Consider the following 21,249-nt stretch of genomic DNA (forward strand, 5'->3'; position numbering starts at 1 on the left):
TGTTACCCCTTATCCTTTGCGGAACATTTTCAGCATGCGCTGAGTGACGGTGAAACCACCAAAAATATTAATGCTGGCGATCAGCACCGCGATAAAGCTCAGAAAGCTGACCCAGCCGCCGTGGCCTATCTGCAATAATGCCCCGACGACGATAATGCCGGAGATGGCGTTGGTGACCGACATCAGCGGCGTATGCAGCGCATGGGAGACGTTCCAGACTACGTAATAACCGACCACGCAGGAGAGCGCGAAGACGGTAAAGTGGCCGAGAAACTCTTTCGGCGCGACGCTTGCCAGCCAGCCGAACAGAATAATCGCCAGCGCCATCAGCGCATACTTGCGCAGCGGCGAGCTCGGTTTCTCCTCTGTTTTTGGCGCTTCAACCTTTTTCGCTGCCGCCTGCGGCTGAGCAGAAACCTGAATGGGCGGAGCGGGCCAGGTGATTTCACCCTCGCGAACCACGGTAACGCCGCGGATAACGACATCATCAAAATCGATAACGACATTGCCGTCTTTCTCTTTACACAGCAGTTTAAGCAGGTTAACCAGGTTAGTGCCGTACAGCTGCGACGACTGCGTCGGCAGACGTCCCGGCAGATCGGTATAACCGATGATCTTCACGCCGTTAGCGGTGGTGACCACTTCGCCCGGTACGGTGTATTCGCAGTTGCCGCCGTTTTGTGATGCCAGATCCACCACTACGCTGCCCGGTTTCATGGAGTCAACCATTTCGCGGGTGATCAGCTTCGGCGCCGGTTTGCCCGGAATCAGGGCGGTGGTGACAATAATATCAACATCTTTGGCCTGCGCGGCAAAGAGCGCCATCTCGGCTTTGATAAAGGCTTCGGACATGACTTTGGCATAACCGTCGCCGCTGCCCGCCTCCTCTTTAAAATCCAGCTCAAGGAACTCGGCGCCCATACTCTGCACCTGCTCTTTGACTTCCGGGCGGGTATCGAACGCGCGGACAATCGCGCCCAGGCTGTTCGCCGCGCCGATGGCCGCGAGCCCGGCAACCCCTGCGCCGATGACCATTACCTTCGCAGGAGGAACCTTACCTGCTGCGGTAATCTGCCCGGTAAAGAAGCGACCAAACTCATGGGCGGCCTCAACAATCGCGCGGTAGCCGGCGATGTTGGCCATCGAACTTAACGCATCCAGTGACTGCGCGCGCGAAATACGCGGCACCGAATCCATCGCCATCACGTTAATATTCCGCGCCGCCAGTTTTTCCATCAGCTGCGGATTTTGCGCGGGCCAGATGAAGCTGATCAGCGTCGTGCCCGGATTCAGCAGCAGAATTTCATCGTCATCAGGGGCGTTAACTTTCAGAATGACGTCAGACTGCCACACGTCATTACCGCTCACGATCTCCGCTCCAGCCTGAACGAAGGCTTCGTCGTCGAAACTGGCCAGTTTACCGGCGCCGCTTTCTACCGCGACGCTGAACCCGAGTTTCAGCAGCTGCTCCACCGTTTTCGGCGTTGCGGCGGCCCGGGTTTCCAGGGCGAGTCTCTCTCTTGGTACACCAATACGCATAGTTTTCCCTTCCATCGGTTTTTGATGATGGTTTACTTTTCTTACAAACGACCGTTGCGAAGGCGGATGAACGCGCCTGGCAACATATGTCTGAAAAAATGAAACAGTAACAAACTTTTTATAACCTACTGAAAATACCGATTGTGATCTACAGCGATAAAACAGAAATTTTGATTTTATTGGTAAAACGCACGGCTAACCGTGTCAGGCAGCAATATTTACCTCATTTTCATGCCAGCACCTGATAATTCGCCTGGATGAGGGGTTAATTCACCATTTATCGCCATCCGGATCATAGTATTAACATTACGTTAACTTATGAAAGTGATATTGATTATCGATTTTGCTGGTCAAGCGGCTGTTTTTTCAACATATCGAAAAATGTTATATTTCTGCACTATACGTTTAGAGCGACAACTGAAAATTGACGCAGACAGTCACTCACGATAAATGCAATAATCAAACGTTTTCAGTCAACAACAACACCAGTACATGGTTTGCGCAAGGCAAAGGATTATTTTTATGAAGCTTAAGAACTCACTCCTGGCGTCTGCTCTTCTGGCTACAACCGCGTTGTCTGCCCACGCAGCGACCGAGCTGACCCCGGAGCAGGCGGCGGCGCTGAAGCCCTACGATCGCGTAGTGGTCACCGGTCGTTTTAACGCCATTGGCGACGCCGTGCAGGCAGTTTCCCGTAAAGCGGACAAAGAAGGCGCAGCTTCCTTTTATGTTGTCGACACGTCTGATTTTGGCAGCGGCGGCAACCTGCGCGTAACGGCCGATTTTTATAAAGAAAACGCCCCGCAGGCCGACGCGCCTAAAAATCGCATTATCAACGGCGTGATGGAATTACCGAAAGACCAGGCCGTTGAGCTGGAACCGTTCGATACCGTTACCGTGCAAGGTTTCTACCGCAGCCAGCCGGAAGTCAACGACGCCATCACTAAAGCGGCTAAGGCCAAGGGCGCCGCCTCTTTCTTTATCGTGCGCCAGGTTGATGCTAACCAGGGCGGCAACCAGCGTATCACCGCTTATATCTACAAAGCGGATGCCAAAAAGCGCGTTCTGCAAAGCCCGGATGCGATCCCGGCCGATTCAGAAGCCGGACGCGCCGCGCTGGCAGAAGGCGGAGAAGCGGCTAAGAAAGTGGAAATTCCGGGCGTTGCGACGACCGCAGCGGTCGGTTCCGGCACTGGCGTAGGCCGTTTCTTTGAAACGCAATCCTCTAAAGGTGGACGTTACACCGTCACGCTCCCGGACGGCACCAAAGTTGAGGAAGTGAACAAAATTACCGCCGCGCAGATGGTTCCTTATGACAGCATCAAGTTCACCGGTAATTTCGGTAACATGACGGAAATCTCCTACCAGACGGCTAAGCGCGCCGCGAAGAAAGGCGCGAAGTACTATCACATCACACGCCAGTGGCAGGAGCGCGGTGGCAACATCACTATCAGCGCCGACCTGTATAAATAACGGCGTCTGAACTGAACAAAAAGGCGGCGATCTGTCGCCTTTTCTTTTTTTTTCATTTATCTCCATTGCATGCATACAAAACACTCCGTAAAATCCCGCGCCTTAGCGTAATCCTCCATTTTTATGCGATTCCGCCAAATAAATATTCTTAGATTGATGATTGTCACCTCGGGAACGCCATGGAAAAGAAACTGGGCCTTAGCGCCCTGACCGCGCTGGTACTCAGCTCGATGCTGGGCGCGGGTGTATTCAGTCTGCCGCAAAACATGGCGGCCGTCGCCAGTCCTTCCGCGCTGCTGATTGGCTGGGGCATTACCGGCGTGGGGATCCTGTTCCTCGCCTTCGCTATGCTGCTGCTTACCCGCATCCGCCCCGACCTCGATGGCGGCATATTTACCTACGCCCGCGAAGGCTTCGGTGAACTGATTGGTTTCTGCTCCGCCTGGGGCTACTGGCTGTGCGCGGTTATCGCGAATGTTTCCTATCTGGTTATCGTGTTCTCGGCGCTAAGCTTTTTTACCGATACTCCCGAGCTGCGCCTGTTCGGCGATGGCAACACCTGGCAAGCTATCGTCGGCGCATCCGCGCTGCTATGGATTGTCCATTTCCTGGTGCTACGCGGCGTACAAACGGCGGCGGGTATCAATCTCGCCGCGACGCTTGCCAAGCTGCTGCCGCTCGGCGCGTTTGTCGCGCTGGCCGCCTTTGCGTTTCGCATGGAGACCTTCCGGATTGATTTTAGCGGTCTGGCGCTGGGCGTGCCGGTATGGGAGCAGGTGAAAAACACCATGCTGATCACCCTGTGGGTATTCATCGGCGTGGAAGGCGCGGTCGTGGTTTCCGCTCGCGCGCGTAATAAACGGGATGTCGGACGCGCAACGCTGTTGGCGGTACTCTCCGCGCTGGCGGTCTACCTGCTGGTGACGCTTCTCTCTTTAGGCGTCGTACCGCGGAGCGAGCTGGCGGAAATACGCAATCCGTCAATGGCCGGGCTGATGGTGCAAATGATGGGCCCGTGGGGCGAGATCGTGATCGCTGCCGGGCTGATTATCTCCGTCTGCGGCGCTTACCTGAGCTGGACGATAATGGCGGCGGAAGTCCCCTATCTGGCTGCAACCCATAAAGCCTTTCCGCGTCTGTTCGCGCGCACCAACAAAAACAATGCGCCGTCGTCTTCGCTGTGGCTCACCAATATTAGCGTGCAGGCTTCACTGGTATTGATTTGGCTGACCGGCTCGGATTACAACACGCTGCTGACGATCGCCTCCGAGATGATTCTGGTCCCTTATTTTCTGGTCGGCGCATTTCTGCTGAAGATTGCCCGGCGCCCGCTGCACAAGGCGGTAGGCGTCGGAGCCTGCATTTATGGCTTATGGTTATTATATGCGTCCGGCCCTGTGCATTTATTGTTGTCAGTGATACTTTACGCTCCGGGTCTTCTGGTGTTCCTGTATGCCCGTCGTACACACCAGCACGATCGCCCGCTTAAACGCCGTGACCTGGCATTAATTGGTTTTTTGCTGGTTGCCGCCGTACCGGCAACGTGGATGTTGGTAGGGTAAGCGGTTACCCTGCCGCTGAACTCATAGGAGATACCCATGGCTGACATCCAGCCTCGCCCGATCCTGATTACCGGTGGAGGCCGTCGCATCGGTCTCGCCCTGGCTCGCCATTTTCTGGCCCGGCAGCAGCCCGTTATGATCAGCTACCGCACATGGTATCCGGCCATCGACGAACTGCGTAATGCGGGTGCCGTTTGTCTGCACGCGGATTTCAGCACTGACGACAGCATTCTGGCGTTCGCCGAAGAAGTAAAAGCGCAGGCCGCCGCCGGCCTGCGCGCCGTCATTCATAACGCCAGCGGCTGGATGGCTGAAAAACCGGGGATCCCGTTAACCACGGTGCTCGCCAGCATGATGCAAATTCACGTCAACGCCCCTTACCTGCTCAACCATGCGCTGGAGAGCCTGCTACGCGGCCACGGACAGGCCGCCAGCGATATTATTCACATTACCGACTACGTCGTGGAGCGCGGCAGCGACAAGCATATTGCCTATGCGGCCAGCAAGGCGGCAATGGATAATATGAGCCGCTCGTTCGCTCGTAAGCTGGCGCCGGAAATCAAAGTTAATGCCATCGCCCCATCGCTGATTTTATTTAATGAAGGTGATGATGCGGAGTACCGCAAACAGGCCCTCGACAAATCGCTGATGAAAATCGCGCCGGGTGAAAAAGAGATCGTTGATCTGATCGAGTATCTCTTCGGCAGTCACTACGTTACCGGGCGCTCGTTTGCCGTCGACGGCGGACGACATCTGCGCTAGTGAAAACGGCTCCAGCCGATAATCAACAGCCACGCGCACAGGCTCCAGCACACCACCGCGCCTGCCAGAGCAAACGGCAGGCGCATGATGCCGGTGAAATACCATAGCGAAAGCAAATAGATAAAGTACGGAATGATCGACCACATTCCGAATACGATGGTGGTTCGCAGCGCCTCGATCCCCCGCTCGCTGGCAACGATATAGTGCGCAATCAGGGCGAAAGTGGGAAAGAGCGGAATCAAGCCGGCGATATAGTAATTCTTCGTTTTAGAAAGTACGCCGATCAAGACGACGACCAGCGCGCCGAGCAGCGCTTTTATCAACAGCCCCATTCCTTTGCCTTAACATTTAAACAACAAGAACCTGCAGCATAACCTAAGTCCCGCTGTTGATAAATGTGCAAACGCAGACACCATGGCGCAGAATCCGCCAGCGCCCTGAATCCCATCATCACAATGGCCTCGCCTATCATTCTGATGCCTTATGAACAGTTATTAATGCTTGCCGTAGTGACAATTTACCAGGCAACAGAGTCTGCTATTTCCGGCTAATTTTACGCCTGCTAACCCCATGAGCTTAAATAAATTATTTTATCAAACGAGGCGTAAAGGATTAGTCGATTTTTCGTTCATTATAGCGGATTAAGATTTATCGCAAGCATTATTTCTCATCCATTTAGCGTATTTCTTTTTTGCAGCCTCCGCAGGCAAAGCCCCCTTCCTGAACGCCGGCCTTCCGTTTTTACGGGCCTACAAAAGAAATAAATATCAATTATATCGTGCGTTAAATAGAGCTATTATCTGGAACTAAATGATACACATCAATACCTACTAAATATGGTAGAAACCATTTATTGACATGGATGGTTTTTCATCTTAATCGCTTGCTTTTGCGTTATTCTACTTGCGCATAACCTTAAATAGCGCACGTAGCCTTTTTTGAGAAAAAGAGCACAATAAGGCATAATTTATTGACTCAGATCAATATAAAACCGATTTCATATAAAAGCATACTTTGCCATTAATCAAAGCAACCGCAGTGAATAAGATCGTAATTAACTGATTTTACGATCTTTCGATCTAAACATAATATCCATTGCAGAATATAATTCTGTTCATAACATGCATTTCAGTTTATTAGTTCACTCCTGCCGAGTTTTTCGAATCTTTTACTTGTTGCTATTATCTTTACTAGTATTAGACACTCATATAACCGCAATCATTTTATATTAGCCTGAATAAGAACCAGCTAAAGGAATCTTCATGTTCGGACCTGCGTTATACACAATCCAAAAGCCTCTGAAACTCATTAAACTATATTTATCAACGCGAAAATGCTCGTGAATTACTGGAGAGCGTCTAGCATGGAGTGGAATATTGAAAATAGTCTTGTATGTCCTTTAACTGGAACAGGATTTTCAGTTGCGGCCAGTGCCAGAAATCTGAAATTAATTATATGGTATAATGGAGATTATTTTTTGAACATCGGTTCGGTTATTAACATCACGCAAGATGACGTCTTCATAAACGGTGAGCCCGGCGACTTACAGGTTATTCATGCTTTTCCCTATAGCGAAAAGCTATGGTCAACGCTGACAAAGTTTATCCAGTGCCCCGGCAATCAAAATCCAACGCTGCTAATTTGCAACCGAAGAAGCATCTGCAAATTCGTCCTCTGCCCCTACGGCGCCAGGCAAAAGAGCATGGAATAAGGCAGCTTCGATCTCACCTTAATTTAGCAGCATCTATTTTGTACGGGCAGAAGCTCTTCAGCCAGTCCTGCCCGCATCCAGCACGATGCGCTAAACGCGCGGCAAAGCATAAATCTGATCAATCATTGCGCGAATTCAGCCATCATAGCGAATTTCATCGCTAACTCATAGCTCATATTGATGCCCGAATAGTTTACAATGACAACAGTGAATTAACGGGCTACGCCCTGATGATGCCTTAAGCGTGGCACTGACCGCGCCTAAGGGCAACAGATTCAATCAGCCAGAGATGAGTGTAAGCATACACGCTATGAATAAAATTGTTTTCGTTGAGGATGATGCCGAAGTAGGCGCGCTGATTGCGGCCTATCTCGGGAAACATGATATGGACGTCGTGGTTGAGCCTCGCGGTGACCGTGCCGAAGAGGTTATCGCGCGCGAAAAGCCCGATCTGGTGCTGCTGGATATCATGCTGCCTGGTAAAGATGGGATGACGTTGTGCCGGGATTTACGCGGCCAGTGGCAAGGGCCCATCGTGCTGCTTACGTCACTGGATAGCGATATGAACCATATCCTGTCGCTCGAAATGGGCGCCAGCGATTATATTCTGAAAACAACGCCACCCGCAGTGCTGTTAGCCCGACTGCGTCTGCATTTGCGCCAGCATGTCCCCCCCCAGGACAGTAGCGGCGTCCCCTCCTCGCTGACGCCGCATAAAGCGATCGCTTTTGGTTCGCTGAGTATCGATCCGGTCAATCGTCAGGTTATGCTCAGCGGGGAAAACGTCGCGTTGTCCACCGCGGATTTCGATCTGTTATGGGAGCTGGCGACCCACGCAGGACAAATTATGGATCGGGATGCGCTATTAAAAAACCTGCGCGGCGTAAGCTACGATGGTATGGACCGCAGCGTCGACGTCGCCATTTCGCGTTTGCGCAAAAAGCTTCTCGACAACGCGACTGAGCCTTATCGCATCAAAACGGTACGCAATAAAGGCTATTTATTCGCCCCGCACGCGTGGGACAATTAATTTACGGATCTGGCTATGAAAAAGCTGTTTGTGCAGTTTTACCTCCTGCTGTTCGTCTGTTTTCTGGTAATGACGATGATGGTCGGCCTGGTGTACAAATTTACCGCCGAGCGAGCAGGCCGCCAGTCGCTGGATGATTTGATGAAGAGCTCGCTGTATCTGATGCGCAGCGAGCTGCGCGAGATCCCGCCGCGCGACTGGAGCAAAACGCTCAAAGAGCTGGACCTTAATCTTTCATTCGATCTGCATATCGAGCCTATCAGCAAATTCAAGCTCTCGGAAAACTCGATGCAGCATCTGCGCGCTGGCGATATCGTAGCCCTGGACGATCAGTACACCTTTATTCAGCGTATCCCTCGTAGCCACTACGTGCTCTCCGTCGGCCCGGTACCGTATCTCTATTTTTTGCATGAGATGCGCCTGCTGGATCTGGCTCTGATGGCCTTCATCGCTATTTCGCTGGCCTTTCCCGTATTCATCTGGATGCGCCCCCACTGGCAGGATATGCTGCGTATCGAAACCGCCGCTCAGCGCTTCGGCGACGGGCATCTTAGCGAGCGGATCCACTTCGATAGCATGTCCAGCTTCGAACGGCTGGGCGTGGCGTTTAATCAGATGGCCGATAATATCAACGCGCTTATCGCCAGCAAAAAACAGCTGATCGACGGTATTGCCCATGAACTGCGCACCCCGCTGGTGCGTCTGCGCTACCGCCTGGAGATGAGCGAGAACCTTACAGAAGCCGAATCACAGGCGTTAAATCGCGATATCGGCCAGCTGGAGGCCCTGATTGAAGAGCTGCTGACCTATGCGCGCCTCGATCGCCCGCAGAATGAACTGAAGCTGACGACCCCCAATTTCCCGGCGTGGCTCGGCGATCGCGTAGAAGATATTCAGGCGGTGAATCCCCAGCGCGACGTTGCGCTAAGCGAAGTCGTGGACGGAAATTACGGCGCGCTGGACATGCGCTTAATGGAACGGGTGCTGGATAACCTCGTGAACAACGCCCTGCGCTACAGTAACCAGCGTATTCAGGTCAGCCTGACGCTGCAGGGTTCGCGCGCAACGCTGCGCGTCGAAGATGATGGTCCAGGTATCGCGCCCGCTGAGCGGGAGAAAGTGTTCGAGCCGTTTGTTCGTCTCGACCCCAGCCGCGATCGCGCCACCGGCGGCTGCGGTCTTGGTTTGGCTATCGTCCACAGTATTGCCCAGGCAATGGCTGGCGAAGTCCATTGCCAGGCAAGCGGGCTCGGTGGCGCCTGTTTTTGTTTTAGCTGGCCGGTTTATCATCAGCTGCCGAATTTTACCTCGGCCTGATGAGCCCTTGCGCAGGAGCTGAGGTCTGCTATAGTTTAAAAAAACATAAAGTATGTTGTAACTAAGGTGGAGAAATATGGCCAGCTATGACCTCGTTGAACGTCTGAACGACACCTTTCGCCAGCTCGAGCGTGAACTGCAGGCGCTTAAACAGGCCCTGAGCCAGTGCCGTCTGCTGGCTGCGCGCGTCTTTGAGCTGCCGCCGGTCAGCAAAGATGCCGAACACCAGCCGCTGGAGAACATCAACGTGGTTCAGCACACCGGTAAACCCGCGCTGGAGATGGCGCTCAAACACTATAGCCACCTGTTTATCCAGCAGCAGTCGGAAACCCGCAGCAGTAAGGCTGCCGTGCGTTTGCCCGGCGCGATCTGCCTGCGAACTGAGGCCAGCGAGCAGGCAGAACTATTACGCAAGATCGCCCATATCAACGTTCTTAAAGCGACCTTCGAGAAGATTATCACCGTCGATTCCGGTCTTCCCGCTACCGCACGATTTGAGTGGGTCCATCGCCACCTGCCGGGACTGATCACGCTGAGCGCCTATCGCACGCTCACCCCGTTAATTGACCCGAGCACTATCCGCTTCGGCTGGGCCAATAAGCATGTGATTAAAAATCTCACCCGCGACCAGGTTCTCATGCAACTGGAAAAAAGTCTTCAGTCGCCCCGCGCGGTTCCGCCCTGGACGCGCGAACAGTGGCAAAGCAAGCTGGAGCGAGAGTACCAGGATATTGCCGCCCTGCCGCAGCGGGCGAAGCTGAAGATAAAGAGGCCGGTAAAGGTTCAGCCTATCGCCAGGGTGTGGTATAGCGGGCAGCAAAAGCAGGTGCAATACGCCTGTCCAGGGCCGATGATCGCGCTGATATCCGGCACGCAGGGCGTTAGCGTGCCGGACCTCGGAGAGCTTCTGAACTATGACGCCGGGAACGTGCAGTATCGTTATAAACCGCAGGCGCAATCGCTCAGGCTAATGATTCCGCGACTGCACCTGTGGCTGGCTAGCGAATAGCCATACTGCCTACCATCTCTTCAGGGCGCACCCAGCGGTCAAATTCCTCTTCCGTCAGGTAGCCGAGCGCCAACGCGGAGGCCTTGAGCGTTAACCCCTCTTTATGCGCCTTTTTGGCAATTTCCGCCGCTTTGTCGTAGCCAATATGAGTATTCAAGGCGGTAACCAGCATCAGCGACTCATTGAGCAACTGGCTGATGCGCTCGCGGTTAGGTTCAATGCCTGACGCGCAGTGCTCATTAAAGCTCGCCATCCCATCAGCCAGCAGCCGCACCGATTGCAGGAAATTGTGGATCACCATCGGGCGGTAAACGTTGAGCTCAAAGTTGCCCGAAGCGCCGCCGATGTTTACCGCGACATCGTTACCCATCACCTGACAGCAGACCATAGTGAGGGCCTCGCACTGGGTCGGGTTAACCTTGCCCGGCATAATCGACGACCCCGGTTCATTTTCCGGGATCGCAATTTCGCCGATGCCGCAGCGCGGACCGGAGGCCAGCCAGCGCACATCGTTGGCGATTTTCATCAGCGAAGCGGCCAGCCCTTTCAGCGCGCCGTGGGCATGCACCAGCGCATCAACGGTCGCCAGCGCTTCAAACTTGTTCGGCGCGGTCACAAACGGTTGGCCGCTCAGGGCCGCCAGCTCGGCGGCGACGCGTACCGCGTATTCCGGATGGGTATTAAGCCCGGTTCCCACCGCCGTGCCGCCCAGCGCCAGTTCCGCCAGATGGGGCAAGCTATGGTCAATATGCCGGAGGTTATGCTCGAGCATGGCGACCCATCCTGAGATCTCCTGGCCGAGCGTCAGCGGCGTCGCATCCTGCAGGTGGGTGCGGCCGATTTTGACAATATCGTTGAAGGCCAGGGATTTATCATTAAGCGTTTGCTTCAGAATGTTGAGCTGCGGGATCAGCTTTACCCGAAGCGCAATCATCGCCGCTACGTGCATCGCCGTCGGGAAAACGTCGTTAGAGCTCTGGCTCTTGTTAACATCATCGTTAGGATGCACCTTACGCTCCATCCCGCGTACCCCGCCCAGCAGTTCACTCGCACGATTAGCCAGCACCTCATTCATATTCATGTTGCTTTGCGTACCGGAGCCGGTTTGCCAGATTGCCAGCGGAAACTCGTCCGGATGCTTGCCTGCCAGCACTTCATCCGCAGCCTGAATAATCACCTGCGCTTTTTCTGCGCTCAGAAGACCGAGATCGTTATTCACCTTTGCCGCCGCACGCTTGGTCAGCGCCAGCGCATGAATAAGCTCGACCGGCATTTTTTCCGTCGAGATGCGGAAATGTTCCAGCGAGCGCTGAGTCTGCGCGCCCCAAAGCCTATCGGCAGGCACATCGATTGCGCCCATAGAGTCTTTTTCACTGCGATGCGTTGTCATTACTTTCTCCTTGGATTCAAAGTGCGTAATAGCGACAAAGCTCACCTGCTTAAAGCGTAAAGTATGGGTCAGATTTATAAGTTATTTTGGTGGTTCGTGCCGCTAAGCGGCATAAAAAACCGCCCCGAAGGGCGGCTGAGCTTATTTCACGCAGCGGGCGCACTGCGAACTCTGGATCTGCTGGAAGAAGTCATTGCCCTTATCATCCACGAGGATAAACGCCGGGAAGTCTTCAACTTCAATTTTCCAGATAGCCTCCATCCCCAGCTCCGGCCAGGCCACGCACTCCAGACTACGGATGCTCTGCTGCGCCAGTACCGCCGCCGGACCGCCGATGCTGCCGAGGTAGAAACCGCCGTGCTTGTGACAGGCGTCGGTCACCTGCTGGCTGCGGTTACCTTTGGCTAACATGATTTTACTCGCTCCATGCGCCTGCAGCAGATCGACGTAGGAGTCCATACGGCCTGCGGTGGTCGGGCCAAGAGAACCGGAAGCGTAGCCGTCAGGGGTTTTCGCCGGGCCCGCGTAGTAGATCGGGTGGTCCTTGACGTACTGCGGCAATTCCACGCCATTATCGATGAGCTCTTTCAGCCTGGCGTGGGCGATATCGCGCGCCACGATAATCGTACCGCTCAGCGACAGGCGGGTCGACACCGGATACTGCGACAGCAGCGCCAGAATATCGCTCATCGGCTGGTTCAGATTGACCTTAACCGCTTCTCCCTCGCCGGCCTGACGCAGATGCTCGGGAATATACTTGCCCGGATTGCTCTCCAGTTTCTCAATCCAGATCCCCTCGCGGTTGATCTTCGCTTTGATGTTGCGATCCGCGGAGCAGGAAACGCCCATGCCCACCGGACAGGAGGCGCCGTGGCGCGGCAGGCGGATGACGCGAATATCGTGGGCGAAGTATTTACCGCCGAACTGCGCACCGAGGCCAAGGTTCTGCGCTTCCAGCAACAGCTCGTTTTCGAGCTGAATATCGCGGAAGGCCTGGCCGTGCTCGTTGCCCTCGGTCGGCAGACCATCGTAATACTTCGTTGAGGCCAGCTTAACGGTTTTCAGAGTAGACTCCGCCGACGTGCCGCCAATCACAAAAGCAATATGGTACGGCGGGCAGGCCGCGGTCCCCAGCGTGCGCATCTTCTCGACGAGGTAATTTTTCAGCTTCGCCGGAGTAATTAACGCCTTGGTTTCCTGATACAGATAGGTTTTGTTGGCCGAGCCGCCGCCTTTGGCGATGCAGAGGAATTTGTACTCCTCGCCGTCGGTAGCGTAGAGGTCGATTTGCGCAGGCAGGTTAGTGCCGGTGTTGACCTCTTTATACATATCCAGCGGCGCGTTCTGCGAATAGCGCAGGTTATCCTGGATATAGGTGTTGTACACGCCCTGCGCCAGCGCGGCTTCATCGCCGCCGCCGGTCCACACGCGCTGACCTTTCTTGCCGGTGATAATTGCGGTACCGGTGTCCTGGCAGGTCGGCAGTACGCCTTTGGCGGCAATATCCGAGTTGCGCAAGAACTGTAGCGCCACGTATTTATCGTTGTCGCTGGCTTCCGGGTCGTTGAGAATATCGGCGACCTGCTGCTGGTGCGCCGGGCGAAGCATAAAGGAGGCGTCGTGGAAAGCGTGCTGTGCCAGTAAAGTTAGCGCCTGAGGTTCAACTTTCAGAACTTCCTGGCCGGCGAATTCGGCGACGGAGACGTAATCACTGCTGAGGAGGTAATACTCGGTATCGTCCTTTTTCAGTGGAAAAGGATCCTGATATACAAAGGGTTTATTCGACATTGTACTCTCACTTACTGCTTGGCTGATTATATTTCAGGCAGACACTCCATTTGCCCGTAGAAAAGCGAGTCGATCGATTCTACACAATTTTTTAACAAAAACTGAGACAAGGACGACTTTTTCTTCGCACCGGTTGCTTCTCGGGCGTTTGCTGGTTTAATAGTGCCATTACTATCAAGTGGAAACAGGGATTGAGAATGCAAAAACTCATCAACTCAGTGCAAAATTACGCCTGGGGAAGTCATACCGCCTTAACCGAACTTTATGGCATTGCTAACCCAAACAACCTGCCGATGGCGGAGCTGTGGATGGGCGCGCATCCGAAGAGCAGCTCGCAAATTCTCGATGACGCCGGAACGCCGCGTTCTCTGCGCGATGCAATCGACAGCGATAAAACGACCCTGCTTGGCGCCAAAGTTGCCGAGCGTTTTGGTGAACTGCCGTTCCTGTTTAAAGTGCTGTGCGCCGCCCAGCCGCTCTCTATTCAGGTTCACCCGAACAAACGGGCCTCGGAAATCGGGTTTGCCAAAGAGAATGCCGCCGGGATCCCGCTTGATGCCGCCGAACGTAACTATAAAGATCCGAACCACAAGCCGGAGCTGGTTTTCGCGTTAACGCCGTTCCTTGCCATGAACGCCTTCCGCGAGTTTTCCGAAATCGTGAAGCTGCTGCAGCCGGTAGCTGAAGCGCATCCGGCAATAGCGCAGTTCCTGGCGCAGCCTGACGCCGCCCATCTGAGCCAGCTGTTTGCCAGCCTGCTGAACATGAAAGGCGACGAAAAAGCGCACGCCCTGAGCGTACTGCAGAGAGCGCTGGACAGCGAGCAGGGAGAACCGTGGCAGACTATCCGCCTGATCGCCGAGTTCTATCCGGACGATAGCGGCCTTTTCTCTCCGCTACTGCTCAACGTGGTCAAGCTGAATCCCGGCGAGGCGATGTTCCTGTTTGCGGAAACGCCGCACGCCTACCTGCAGGGCGTGGCGCTGGAGGTGATGGCCAACTCCGATAACGTCCTGCGCGCGGGATTGACGCCGAAGTACATTGATATTCCGGAGCTGGTGGCAAACGTCAAATTTGAACCCAAACCCGCTGGCGAACTCCTGACCCAGCCGGTCATTCACGGCGCGGAGCTGGACTTCCCCATCCCGGTTGACGATTTTGCTTTCTCACTGCACGACCTTTCAGCGCAGGCATCAACCATCGCCCAGGATAGCGCGGCGATCCTGTTCTGCGTCGAGGGTGAAGCAACGATCGTGAAAGGCGAACAGCGTCTGACGCTGAAGCCGGGCGAGTCGGCTTTCGTGGCGCACAACGAATCACCGGTACAGGTCAGCGGCAGCGGTCGCGTGGCGCGCGTGTTTAATAAGCTCCAGTAAGTTACTGAACTTTTTAGCCACAGTTGCTAGACTTTCACTCATCATGACAACACAACCAGGCGGCCCAATCCGCCTGGTTTCATTTATGGACAAATGCTATGAAAAAATCGCTGGTCGCAGCAGGAATTATCATCGCGCTGGGCGTCGTCTGGACGGGCGGCGCCTGGTACACAGGGAAGCAGCTGGAAAGCCGCATTGCCGATATGGTGCAGCAGGCGAATGCTCAGCTGCAAAGCAGCGCGCCGCAGGCTGGCGTAGAGCTCACCTATCAGGACTATCAGCGCGGTCTGTTCAGCAGCCGTTTACAACTGGTCCTGAAACCCATCGCCGGCAAAGCGCCCCGCTGGCTGGCCGCCGGACAGTCGCTGGTGTTTGACGAAGTTGTCGATCACGGCCCCTTCCCGCTGGCTTCACTGAAATCCTTTAACCTCGCCCCGGCGATGGCATCCGTCAAAACCACCTTAGTGAACAACGAGGCCAGCAAGTCGCTGTTTGACATTGCAAAAGGCGAAACGCCGTTTACTATCGATACCCGCATCGCCTACAGCGGCGACAACCAGTCCGCTATCGTGCTGAAACCGCTTGATTACGCGAAAGACGACGAGAAAGTCACTTTTAGCGGCGGCCAGTTCCAGCTTAACGCCGATCGAGAGGGAAAAACCCTCAGCCTGAGCGGCGAAGCGGGCAGCGGGCAAATTAACGCGGTCAACGAATACAATCAGAAGGTACAGCTCACCTTTAATAATCTGAAAACCGACGGTTCCACCGAAATGGCCAGCTTCAACGAGCGTATTGGCAAGCAGGCCATCTCGCTGGAAAAACTGGCGATTGGCGTTGAAGGAAAAGAGCTGGCGCTGTTTGAAGGGATGAAAATCGACGGCAACTCTTCGCTGACCGCAGACGGCAAAGGGATTAACAGCCAGCTGGACTACACCGTCAACAGCCTGAAGCTGCAAAATCAGGATATCGGTAGCGGCAGGCTGACCCTGAAGCTGGACAATATTGATGGTGAAGCTTTCCATCAGTTCAGCCAGAAGTACAATGCCGACGCCCAGGCGCTGATGGCGGACCCTCAGCTGGCGCAGAATCCTGAGCTGTACCAGCAGGCGCTAACGCAAACCTTCTTTAGCTCACTGCCGATGATGCTGAAAGGCAGCCCGTCCCTGACCATTTCTCCGCTGAGCTGGCGCAACGCGAAGGGCGAAACCACCCTGAATCTATCGATTCTGCTCAAAGATCCGTCGCTGACTACCACTCCGCCGCAGACGCTGGCCGAGGAAGTGGATCGTAGCGTCAAATCTCTCGACGGCAAGCTGGTGATCCCGGTCGATATGGCGACGGCGTTTATGACTCAGATTGCCGGGCTGGAAGGCTATCAGCCCGCCGACGCCGCTAAGCTTGCAGAGCAGCAGGTGAAAGGCCTGGCGGCGATGGGACAGATGTTCCGTATTACCACTATGGAAGATAACGCCATCACCTCCAGCCTGCAGTATGCTGACGGCCAGGTGACGCTGAACGGGCAGAAAATGCCGCTGGATGAGTTTGCCGGGATGTTCGGTTTAGCGCTTCCCCCTGTCCCGGCGCCCGCTGAGCCGCAGGAGACGCTGCCGCAAGAAGTGGTACCGCCAGTCGCGCCGCAGCAATAAATGACATATAGCCCCTCACCAGGGGCTATTTACGCGTAATCAGCCGAGGAGAGATGATCTGGTTTCGCGCCGCTCCCTGCCCCTCTTCCATACGCCGTAAAATACATTCCGCCAGGCTTTGCCCCATCTCCCGGGCGGGAGTCGTAACCCAGGTCAGCGGCAGATCATCCAGCGCCTCCTCGGGTAATTCCGCAAATGCCGCCAGCGCGACCCGCTGTTCGAAATAGCTTTCAACGCCATCCTCTCCGCTCTGTCGCCCGGCGCGCATCAGGCCAAACCACGCCCCGGTCGCGATCACGCTGTTATAACAGAGCACGGCGCTAATGGTCGGGTTTTGCCGCAGCAGGGCCGTCATCGCCTCCGCCGCCTGCTTCTGGCTTGAGCCGCACTCCACCACCCACTCGCTATGAAACGGCAGGCCATATTTCAGCAGGGTGGCGCAGTAGCCGCCAACCCGTTCGGCGCGCGTCAGGGATGAACTTTGCCCTCCCAGCCAGGCAATGCGCTGATGACCGCGGCGGATCAGGTGCTCGGTGACAATTTGCGCCGCCTGCATATTATCCGGGCGGATCAGGTCCACATCGTCGAGATAGCTGGCGCGGGAGGCGAAGACCAGCGGCATTCCGGCTTCCGCCGCGCGATCGCGCAGTTCGCCCCCCCGATCGATGGCGCCGGCAATCACTACGCCATCGACCCCCTGTGAAACCAGGGTATCAAAACGCTGGAGCATTTTTTCTCCGCTGTGCCCGCCCTGGGTGAGGAAGACCATTCTGCCCTGCGACTCAAGCGCATCGGTCAATCCGGCGGTCATCTCCGCGTAGAAAGGCTTCGACAAGTCGCTGACGATCAGGCCAATCACCCCGCTCTGGCCGCCGCGCAGGGACGCCGCCTGGCGGTTACGCACAAAGCCCAGCTGTTCAATGGCGTGATTGACGCGCTCGCCGGTTGCCGACGAAATACGCCCCTTGCCGCTCAGTACCAGCGAGACGGTACTGACGGATACCCCCGCCGCCTGCGCGACATCATTAATGGTAATTTTTTTCGCGATAGCCATAACTGCAGGCCGACTCCCTTTGGCTGTCGATAAAACGTTTTATCAGGATGCCCTCTTTATAAACTTTATTATCGCTGGAATATGTGATTTTTATCGCACTAAAGTTTGGTAAAACGTTTTATCTTTTCGTGGCGTTGCATCCTACCGATAACTTTTAGAACCAGGATTCATGTTATGACGGCGAAAACAGCAAACAAAATTACCTTGTGGGAGTTTTTCCAGCAGCTCGGGAAAACCTTCATGTTACCCGTAGCATTACTCTCCTTTTGCGGGATCATGCTGGGGATCGGCAGCTCTCTGAGCAGCCATGATGTCCTGACGCTTCTGCCGTGGCTGGACGTGCCGCTGCTGCAGGCCGTTTTCGTCTGGATGGGCAAAGTCGGCTCCTTTGCCTTCAGCTTTCTGCCGGTGATGTTTTGTATCGCCATTCCACTGGGTCTGGCGCGAGAAAACAAAGGCGTCGCCGCGTTTGCCGGTTTTGTCGGCTACGCGGTAATGAACCTGGCGGTAAACTTCTGGCTGACGGCCAAAGGTATTCTGCCGACCACCGATGCCGCCATCCTCAAAGCCAATAACATCCAGAACATTATCGGTATTCAATCGATCGACACCGGGATCCTCGGCGCGGTGATCGCCGGGATCATCGTCTGGATGCTGCACGAACGTTTCCATAACATCCGCCTGCCCGACGCGCTGGCCTTTTTTGGCGGTACCCGCTTTGTGCCCATTATTACGACCGTGGTTCTCGGCCTGGTCGGTCTGGTGATCCCGATAATATGGCCCGTTTTCGCCATGGGGATTAACGCACTCGGTCAGGTCATCAATAGCGCAGGTGATTTCGGACCGATGATCTTCGGTACCGGTGAACGCCTGCTGCTGCCTTTTGGCCTGCACCATATTCTGGTGGCGCTGATCCGCTTTACCGAAGCGGGCGGCACCCTGGACGTTTGCGGGCATAGCGTCAGCGGCGCGCTGACGATTTTCCAGGCCCAGCTAAGCTGCCCGACCAGCCACGGCTTCGCCGAGAGCGCGACCCGCTTCCTGTCACAGGGTAAAATGCCGGCATTCCTCGGCGGCCTGCCGGGCGCAGCGCTGGCGATGTATCACTGCGCGCGTCCGGAAAATCGCCATAAGATTAAAGGCCTGCTGATTTCCGGCGTTATCGCCTGCGTGGTAGGCGGCACCACCGAACCGCTGGAATTCCTGTTCCTGTTCGTCGCGCCGGTTCTCTACGTTATCCATGCGTTACTGACCGGCCTGGGCTTTACCGTAATGGCGATCCTCGGCGTGACAATCGGCAACACCGACGGCAACGTTATCGACTTTGTGGTATTCGGCATTCTGCACGGTCTGTCCACCAGGTGGTACATGGTACCGGTGGTTGCGGCCATCTGGTTTGCGGTTTACTACGGTATCTTCCGTTTCGCGATCTCCCGCTTTAACCTGAAAACGCCGGGACGCGATATTGAAACAACGAGCGCATTTGAGAAGGCTGTCACCGGCGTGACCGGCAAATCAGGGTATAACGTTCCGGCGATTCTGGCCGCGCTCGGCGGCGCGGAAAATATCGTTTCGCTCGATAACTGCATTACCCGCCTGCGTCTGTCGGTTAACGATATGAGCAAAGTCGACAGCGCCGCGCTGAAAGCGAATCGCGCCATCGGCGTGGTTCAGCTCAACCAGCATAACCTGCAGGTAGTGATTGGCCCGCAGGTGCAGTCGGTAAAAGATGAAATGGCTGTCCTGATGAATACCGTCGAGGCATAAGCTCCGCCCCCGCCTTGCGGCAGGGGGCCAGGATGAAGGAAGTTGCGATGTTTGATTTTTCAAAGCAGATCGACCGTCACGGTACCTGGTGCACGCAGTGGGATTACGTCGCCGACCGTTTTGGCGTAGCCGACCTGCTGCCCTTTACGATCTCCGACATGGATTTCGCCACCGCCCCCTGTATTCTTGATGCCGTCAGCAAACGTCTGGGGCACGGTGTTTTTGGCTACAGCAGGTGGAAAAATGATGAATTCCTCGGCGCGGTGAGCCACTGGTTCGCCAGCCGTTTTCATAGCCAAATCAACCGCGAAGCGATTGTTTACGGGCCATCGGTGATCTATATGGTCGCGGAGATGATTCGTCAGTGGTCGGCAGTGGGCGACGGCATCGTGGTACACACTCCGGCCTACGATGCCTTTTATAAAACCATTGAAGGCAACCAGCGGCGCGTCGCGGCCGTGCCGCTCTCTCTCGACAACCATCACTGGCGCTGCGATATGGCGGCCCTGGAGCGGGTACTGGCTCAGCCGCGTAATACCATTCTGCTGCTGTGCAGCCCGCACAACCCCACCGGCAAGGTCTGGACCCGTGAAGAGCTGGAAACCATGGCGCAGCTGTGTGAGAAGCATGGGGTAAAAGTGATTAGCGACGAGATCCATATGGACATGGTCTGGGACGGGCAGCAGCACATCCCGTGGTGCGACGTGGCCCGCAGCCCCTGGGCGCTCTTCACCTCCGGCTCGAAAAGCTTCAACATTCCGGCATTCACCGGCGCATACGGGTTGATTGACGATCCCGCCGTGCGCGAAAGCTATCTGCACGCGCTGAAGAGCCGCGATGGCCTCTCATCACCTTCCGTGCCGGCGCTGGTCGCCCATATTGCCGCCTATCGCGAGGGAGCGCCCTGGCTGGATGCCCTGCGCGGTTATTTGCAGGAAAATATGCGCTTCATCGCTGGCGAACTGAATCAGGCGTTTCCGGAGCTAGGCTGGCAGCCACCGCAGGCGACTTACCTGGCGTGGATTGACCTGCGCCCGCTGGCCGTTGAGGATCGCGCTCTGCAAAAAGCACTTATCGAGGAGCAGAAGGTCGCCATTATGCCCGGCTACACTTACGGCGAAGAGGGTAAGGGCTTTGTCCGTCTCAACGCCGGTTGCCCACGCGAGAAGCTGGAAAAAGGCGTGCAGGGATTAATCGCCGCCCTGCGTTCGCTGCGCTAATTATTTTCCCTTCAATAATCAGGTAGCGGGCTCCCCGCTACCGCTGGCGTTTATTTCACCGGCGCTTTGCGCGGTACAAACATTAAGCGCGAATAAAATCATAGTTCTCTCTGTGCCACGCCGATGAGATTCACCTGACCGCGGAAAAAATAACCTCTGGCTTATTAACCGTCTCAATCCCGCTCCCCTGCCTGCCCCCGACCTAAGAGTCTCCGGGCATAATGAGACCAAATTTTGACGAGACGCAAAAAAATTCGCGCCGCAAAGGTGTATTTAATTGCCGCTTTTCATTCCCGTCAAAGTATTAATCAGGAGGACGAAATTATGAAAACTTACGATCGTAACCGTAATGCTATCTCTACCGGCAGCATGGTTATGGTAGCCGATAGCGGCGCGACGGGCGTCATTAAGGCCATCCACGCTGAAGGTAAAACGGCGGAGCAGATCCGTCGTGCTGATTGCGTGGAAATAGACGGACACGAAGGGTTATTTAGCCCGCTGAACCTGATTCGTCTGGGCTTTAACTGAATTCGCGTACCGTCATTAACAGCAGGCCGCGAATAAGCGGTCGTGAAAGGCCACCAGCGCGTGGCCTTTTATATTCT

General features: G+C 55.2%; 17 protein-coding genes. 12 read left to right on the top strand and 5 right to left on the bottom strand.

The genetic code is table 11. The features are described from left to right. Positions 1-9: 9 nt before the first annotated feature. Positions 10-1,539, bottom strand: coding sequence for a Re/Si-specific NAD(P)(+) transhydrogenase subunit alpha (gene pntA / locus ACSIPU_RS02970; RefSeq protein ID WP_004102585.1), 1,530 nt, complete (start codon positions 1,537-1,539; stop codon positions 10-12). 522 nt (positions 1,540-2,061) lie between these two features. On the opposite strand from pntA, the gene ydgH reads away from it, so the two are divergent. The 3 genes from ydgH to folM all read left to right on the top strand — a co-directional run bounded on the left by ydgH (position 2,062) and on the right by folM (position 5,336). Further along, positions 2,062-3,012 (top strand): DUF1471 family protein YdgH, encoded by a 951-nt coding sequence (gene ydgH, locus ACSIPU_RS02975; RefSeq protein ID WP_004102587.1) that lies wholly within the window; start codon positions 2,062-2,064, stop codon positions 3,010-3,012. A gap of 179 nt (positions 3,013-3,191) precedes the next feature. Next, positions 3,192-4,574: an amino acid permease gene (locus ACSIPU_RS02980; RefSeq protein WP_016810120.1), complete on the top strand. Its 1,383-nt coding sequence runs from the start codon at positions 3,192-3,194 to the stop codon at positions 4,572-4,574. A 36-nt stretch (positions 4,575-4,610) separates the two neighbouring features. Beyond that, positions 4,611-5,336, top strand: coding sequence for a dihydromonapterin reductase (gene folM, locus ACSIPU_RS02985; RefSeq protein WP_016810119.1), 726 nt, complete (start codon positions 4,611-4,613; stop codon positions 5,334-5,336). Here folM and ACSIPU_RS02990 read toward each other — a convergent pair. Further along, positions 5,333-5,668: a GlpM family protein gene (locus ACSIPU_RS02990; protein ID WP_004102593.1), complete on the bottom strand. Its 336-nt coding sequence runs from the start codon at positions 5,666-5,668 to the stop codon at positions 5,333-5,335. The genes folM and ACSIPU_RS02990 overlap by 4 nt on opposite strands. A gap of 1,031 nt (positions 5,669-6,699) precedes the next feature. Here ACSIPU_RS02990 and iraM point away from each other — a divergent pair. The 4 genes from iraM to tus all read left to right on the top strand — a co-directional run bounded on the left by iraM (position 6,700) and on the right by tus (position 10,403). Further along, positions 6,700-7,047, top strand: a complete 348-nt coding sequence (gene iraM, locus ACSIPU_RS02995; RefSeq protein ID WP_004102595.1) for an anti-adapter protein IraM — start codon at positions 6,700-6,702, stop codon at positions 7,045-7,047. Positions 7,048-7,357: 310 nt separating this feature from the next. Further along, positions 7,358-8,077, top strand: a complete 720-nt coding sequence (rstA, locus tag ACSIPU_RS03000) for a two-component system response regulator RstA (RefSeq protein WP_004102597.1) — start codon at positions 7,358-7,360, stop codon at positions 8,075-8,077. Between the two features lie 15 nt (positions 8,078-8,092). Beyond that, positions 8,093-9,394, top strand: a complete 1,302-nt coding sequence (gene rstB / locus ACSIPU_RS03005) for a two-component system sensor histidine kinase RstB (RefSeq protein WP_004102599.1) — start codon at positions 8,093-8,095, stop codon at positions 9,392-9,394. Between the two features lie 76 nt (positions 9,395-9,470). Further along, positions 9,471-10,403 (top strand): DNA replication terminus site-binding protein, encoded by a 933-nt coding sequence (gene tus, locus ACSIPU_RS03010; RefSeq protein WP_004113404.1) that lies wholly within the window; start codon positions 9,471-9,473, stop codon positions 10,401-10,403. Here the strand turns inward: tus and fumC are convergent. Both fumC and fumA read right to left on the bottom strand, forming a co-directional pair. Next, a complete protein-coding gene (fumC, locus tag ACSIPU_RS03015; RefSeq protein ID WP_004102603.1) occupies positions 10,393-11,793 on the bottom strand; it encodes a class II fumarate hydratase in 1,401 nt (466 codons plus the stop codon). The genes tus and fumC overlap by 11 nt on opposite strands. A gap of 141 nt (positions 11,794-11,934) precedes the next feature. Further along, positions 11,935-13,581 (bottom strand): class I fumarate hydratase FumA, encoded by a 1,647-nt coding sequence (gene fumA, locus ACSIPU_RS03020; protein ID WP_196557524.1) that lies wholly within the window; start codon positions 13,579-13,581, stop codon positions 11,935-11,937. A gap of 197 nt (positions 13,582-13,778) precedes the next feature. Between fumA and manA the strand changes: the two genes are divergently transcribed. Further along, positions 13,779-14,957: a mannose-6-phosphate isomerase gene (gene manA / locus ACSIPU_RS03025; protein WP_023321105.1), complete on the top strand. Its 1,179-nt coding sequence runs from the start codon at positions 13,779-13,781 to the stop codon at positions 14,955-14,957. Positions 14,958-15,055: 98 nt separating this feature from the next. Next, positions 15,056-16,603, top strand: coding sequence for a YdgA family protein (locus ACSIPU_RS03030; RefSeq protein ID WP_004102609.1), 1,548 nt, complete (start codon positions 15,056-15,058; stop codon positions 16,601-16,603). A gap of 25 nt (positions 16,604-16,628) precedes the next feature. On the opposite strand, the gene ACSIPU_RS03035 is transcribed toward ACSIPU_RS03030, so the two are convergent. Then, on the bottom strand, positions 16,629-17,657 hold the full coding sequence (locus tag ACSIPU_RS03035) for a Mal regulon transcriptional regulator MalI (protein ID WP_004102611.1): 1,029 nt from the start codon (positions 17,655-17,657) through the stop codon (positions 16,629-16,631). 174 nt (positions 17,658-17,831) lie between these two features. On the opposite strand from ACSIPU_RS03035, the gene malX reads away from it, so the two are divergent. The 3 genes from malX to ydfZ all read left to right on the top strand — a co-directional run bounded on the left by malX (position 17,832) and on the right by ydfZ (position 21,172). After that, entirely contained in the window at positions 17,832-19,424 is a 1,593-nt protein-coding gene (gene malX / locus ACSIPU_RS03040; RefSeq protein WP_016810114.1) for a maltose/glucose-specific PTS transporter subunit IIBC, read from the top strand. A gap of 47 nt (positions 19,425-19,471) precedes the next feature. Continuing rightward, on the top strand, positions 19,472-20,644 hold the full coding sequence (locus tag ACSIPU_RS03045; RefSeq protein ID WP_196557523.1) for a MalY/PatB family protein: 1,173 nt from the start codon (positions 19,472-19,474) through the stop codon (positions 20,642-20,644). Positions 20,645-20,968: 324 nt separating this feature from the next. Further along, a complete protein-coding gene (gene ydfZ / locus ACSIPU_RS03050; protein ID WP_004102617.1) occupies positions 20,969-21,172 on the top strand; it encodes a putative selenium delivery protein YdfZ in 204 nt (67 codons plus the stop codon). Positions 21,173-21,249 lie beyond the last annotated feature (77 nt).

The sequence above is a fragment of the Klebsiella sp. HN106 genome, from assembly GCF_051209435.1.
GTDB classification, from domain to species: Bacteria; Pseudomonadota; Gammaproteobacteria; order Enterobacterales; family Enterobacteriaceae; genus Klebsiella; species Klebsiella oxytoca.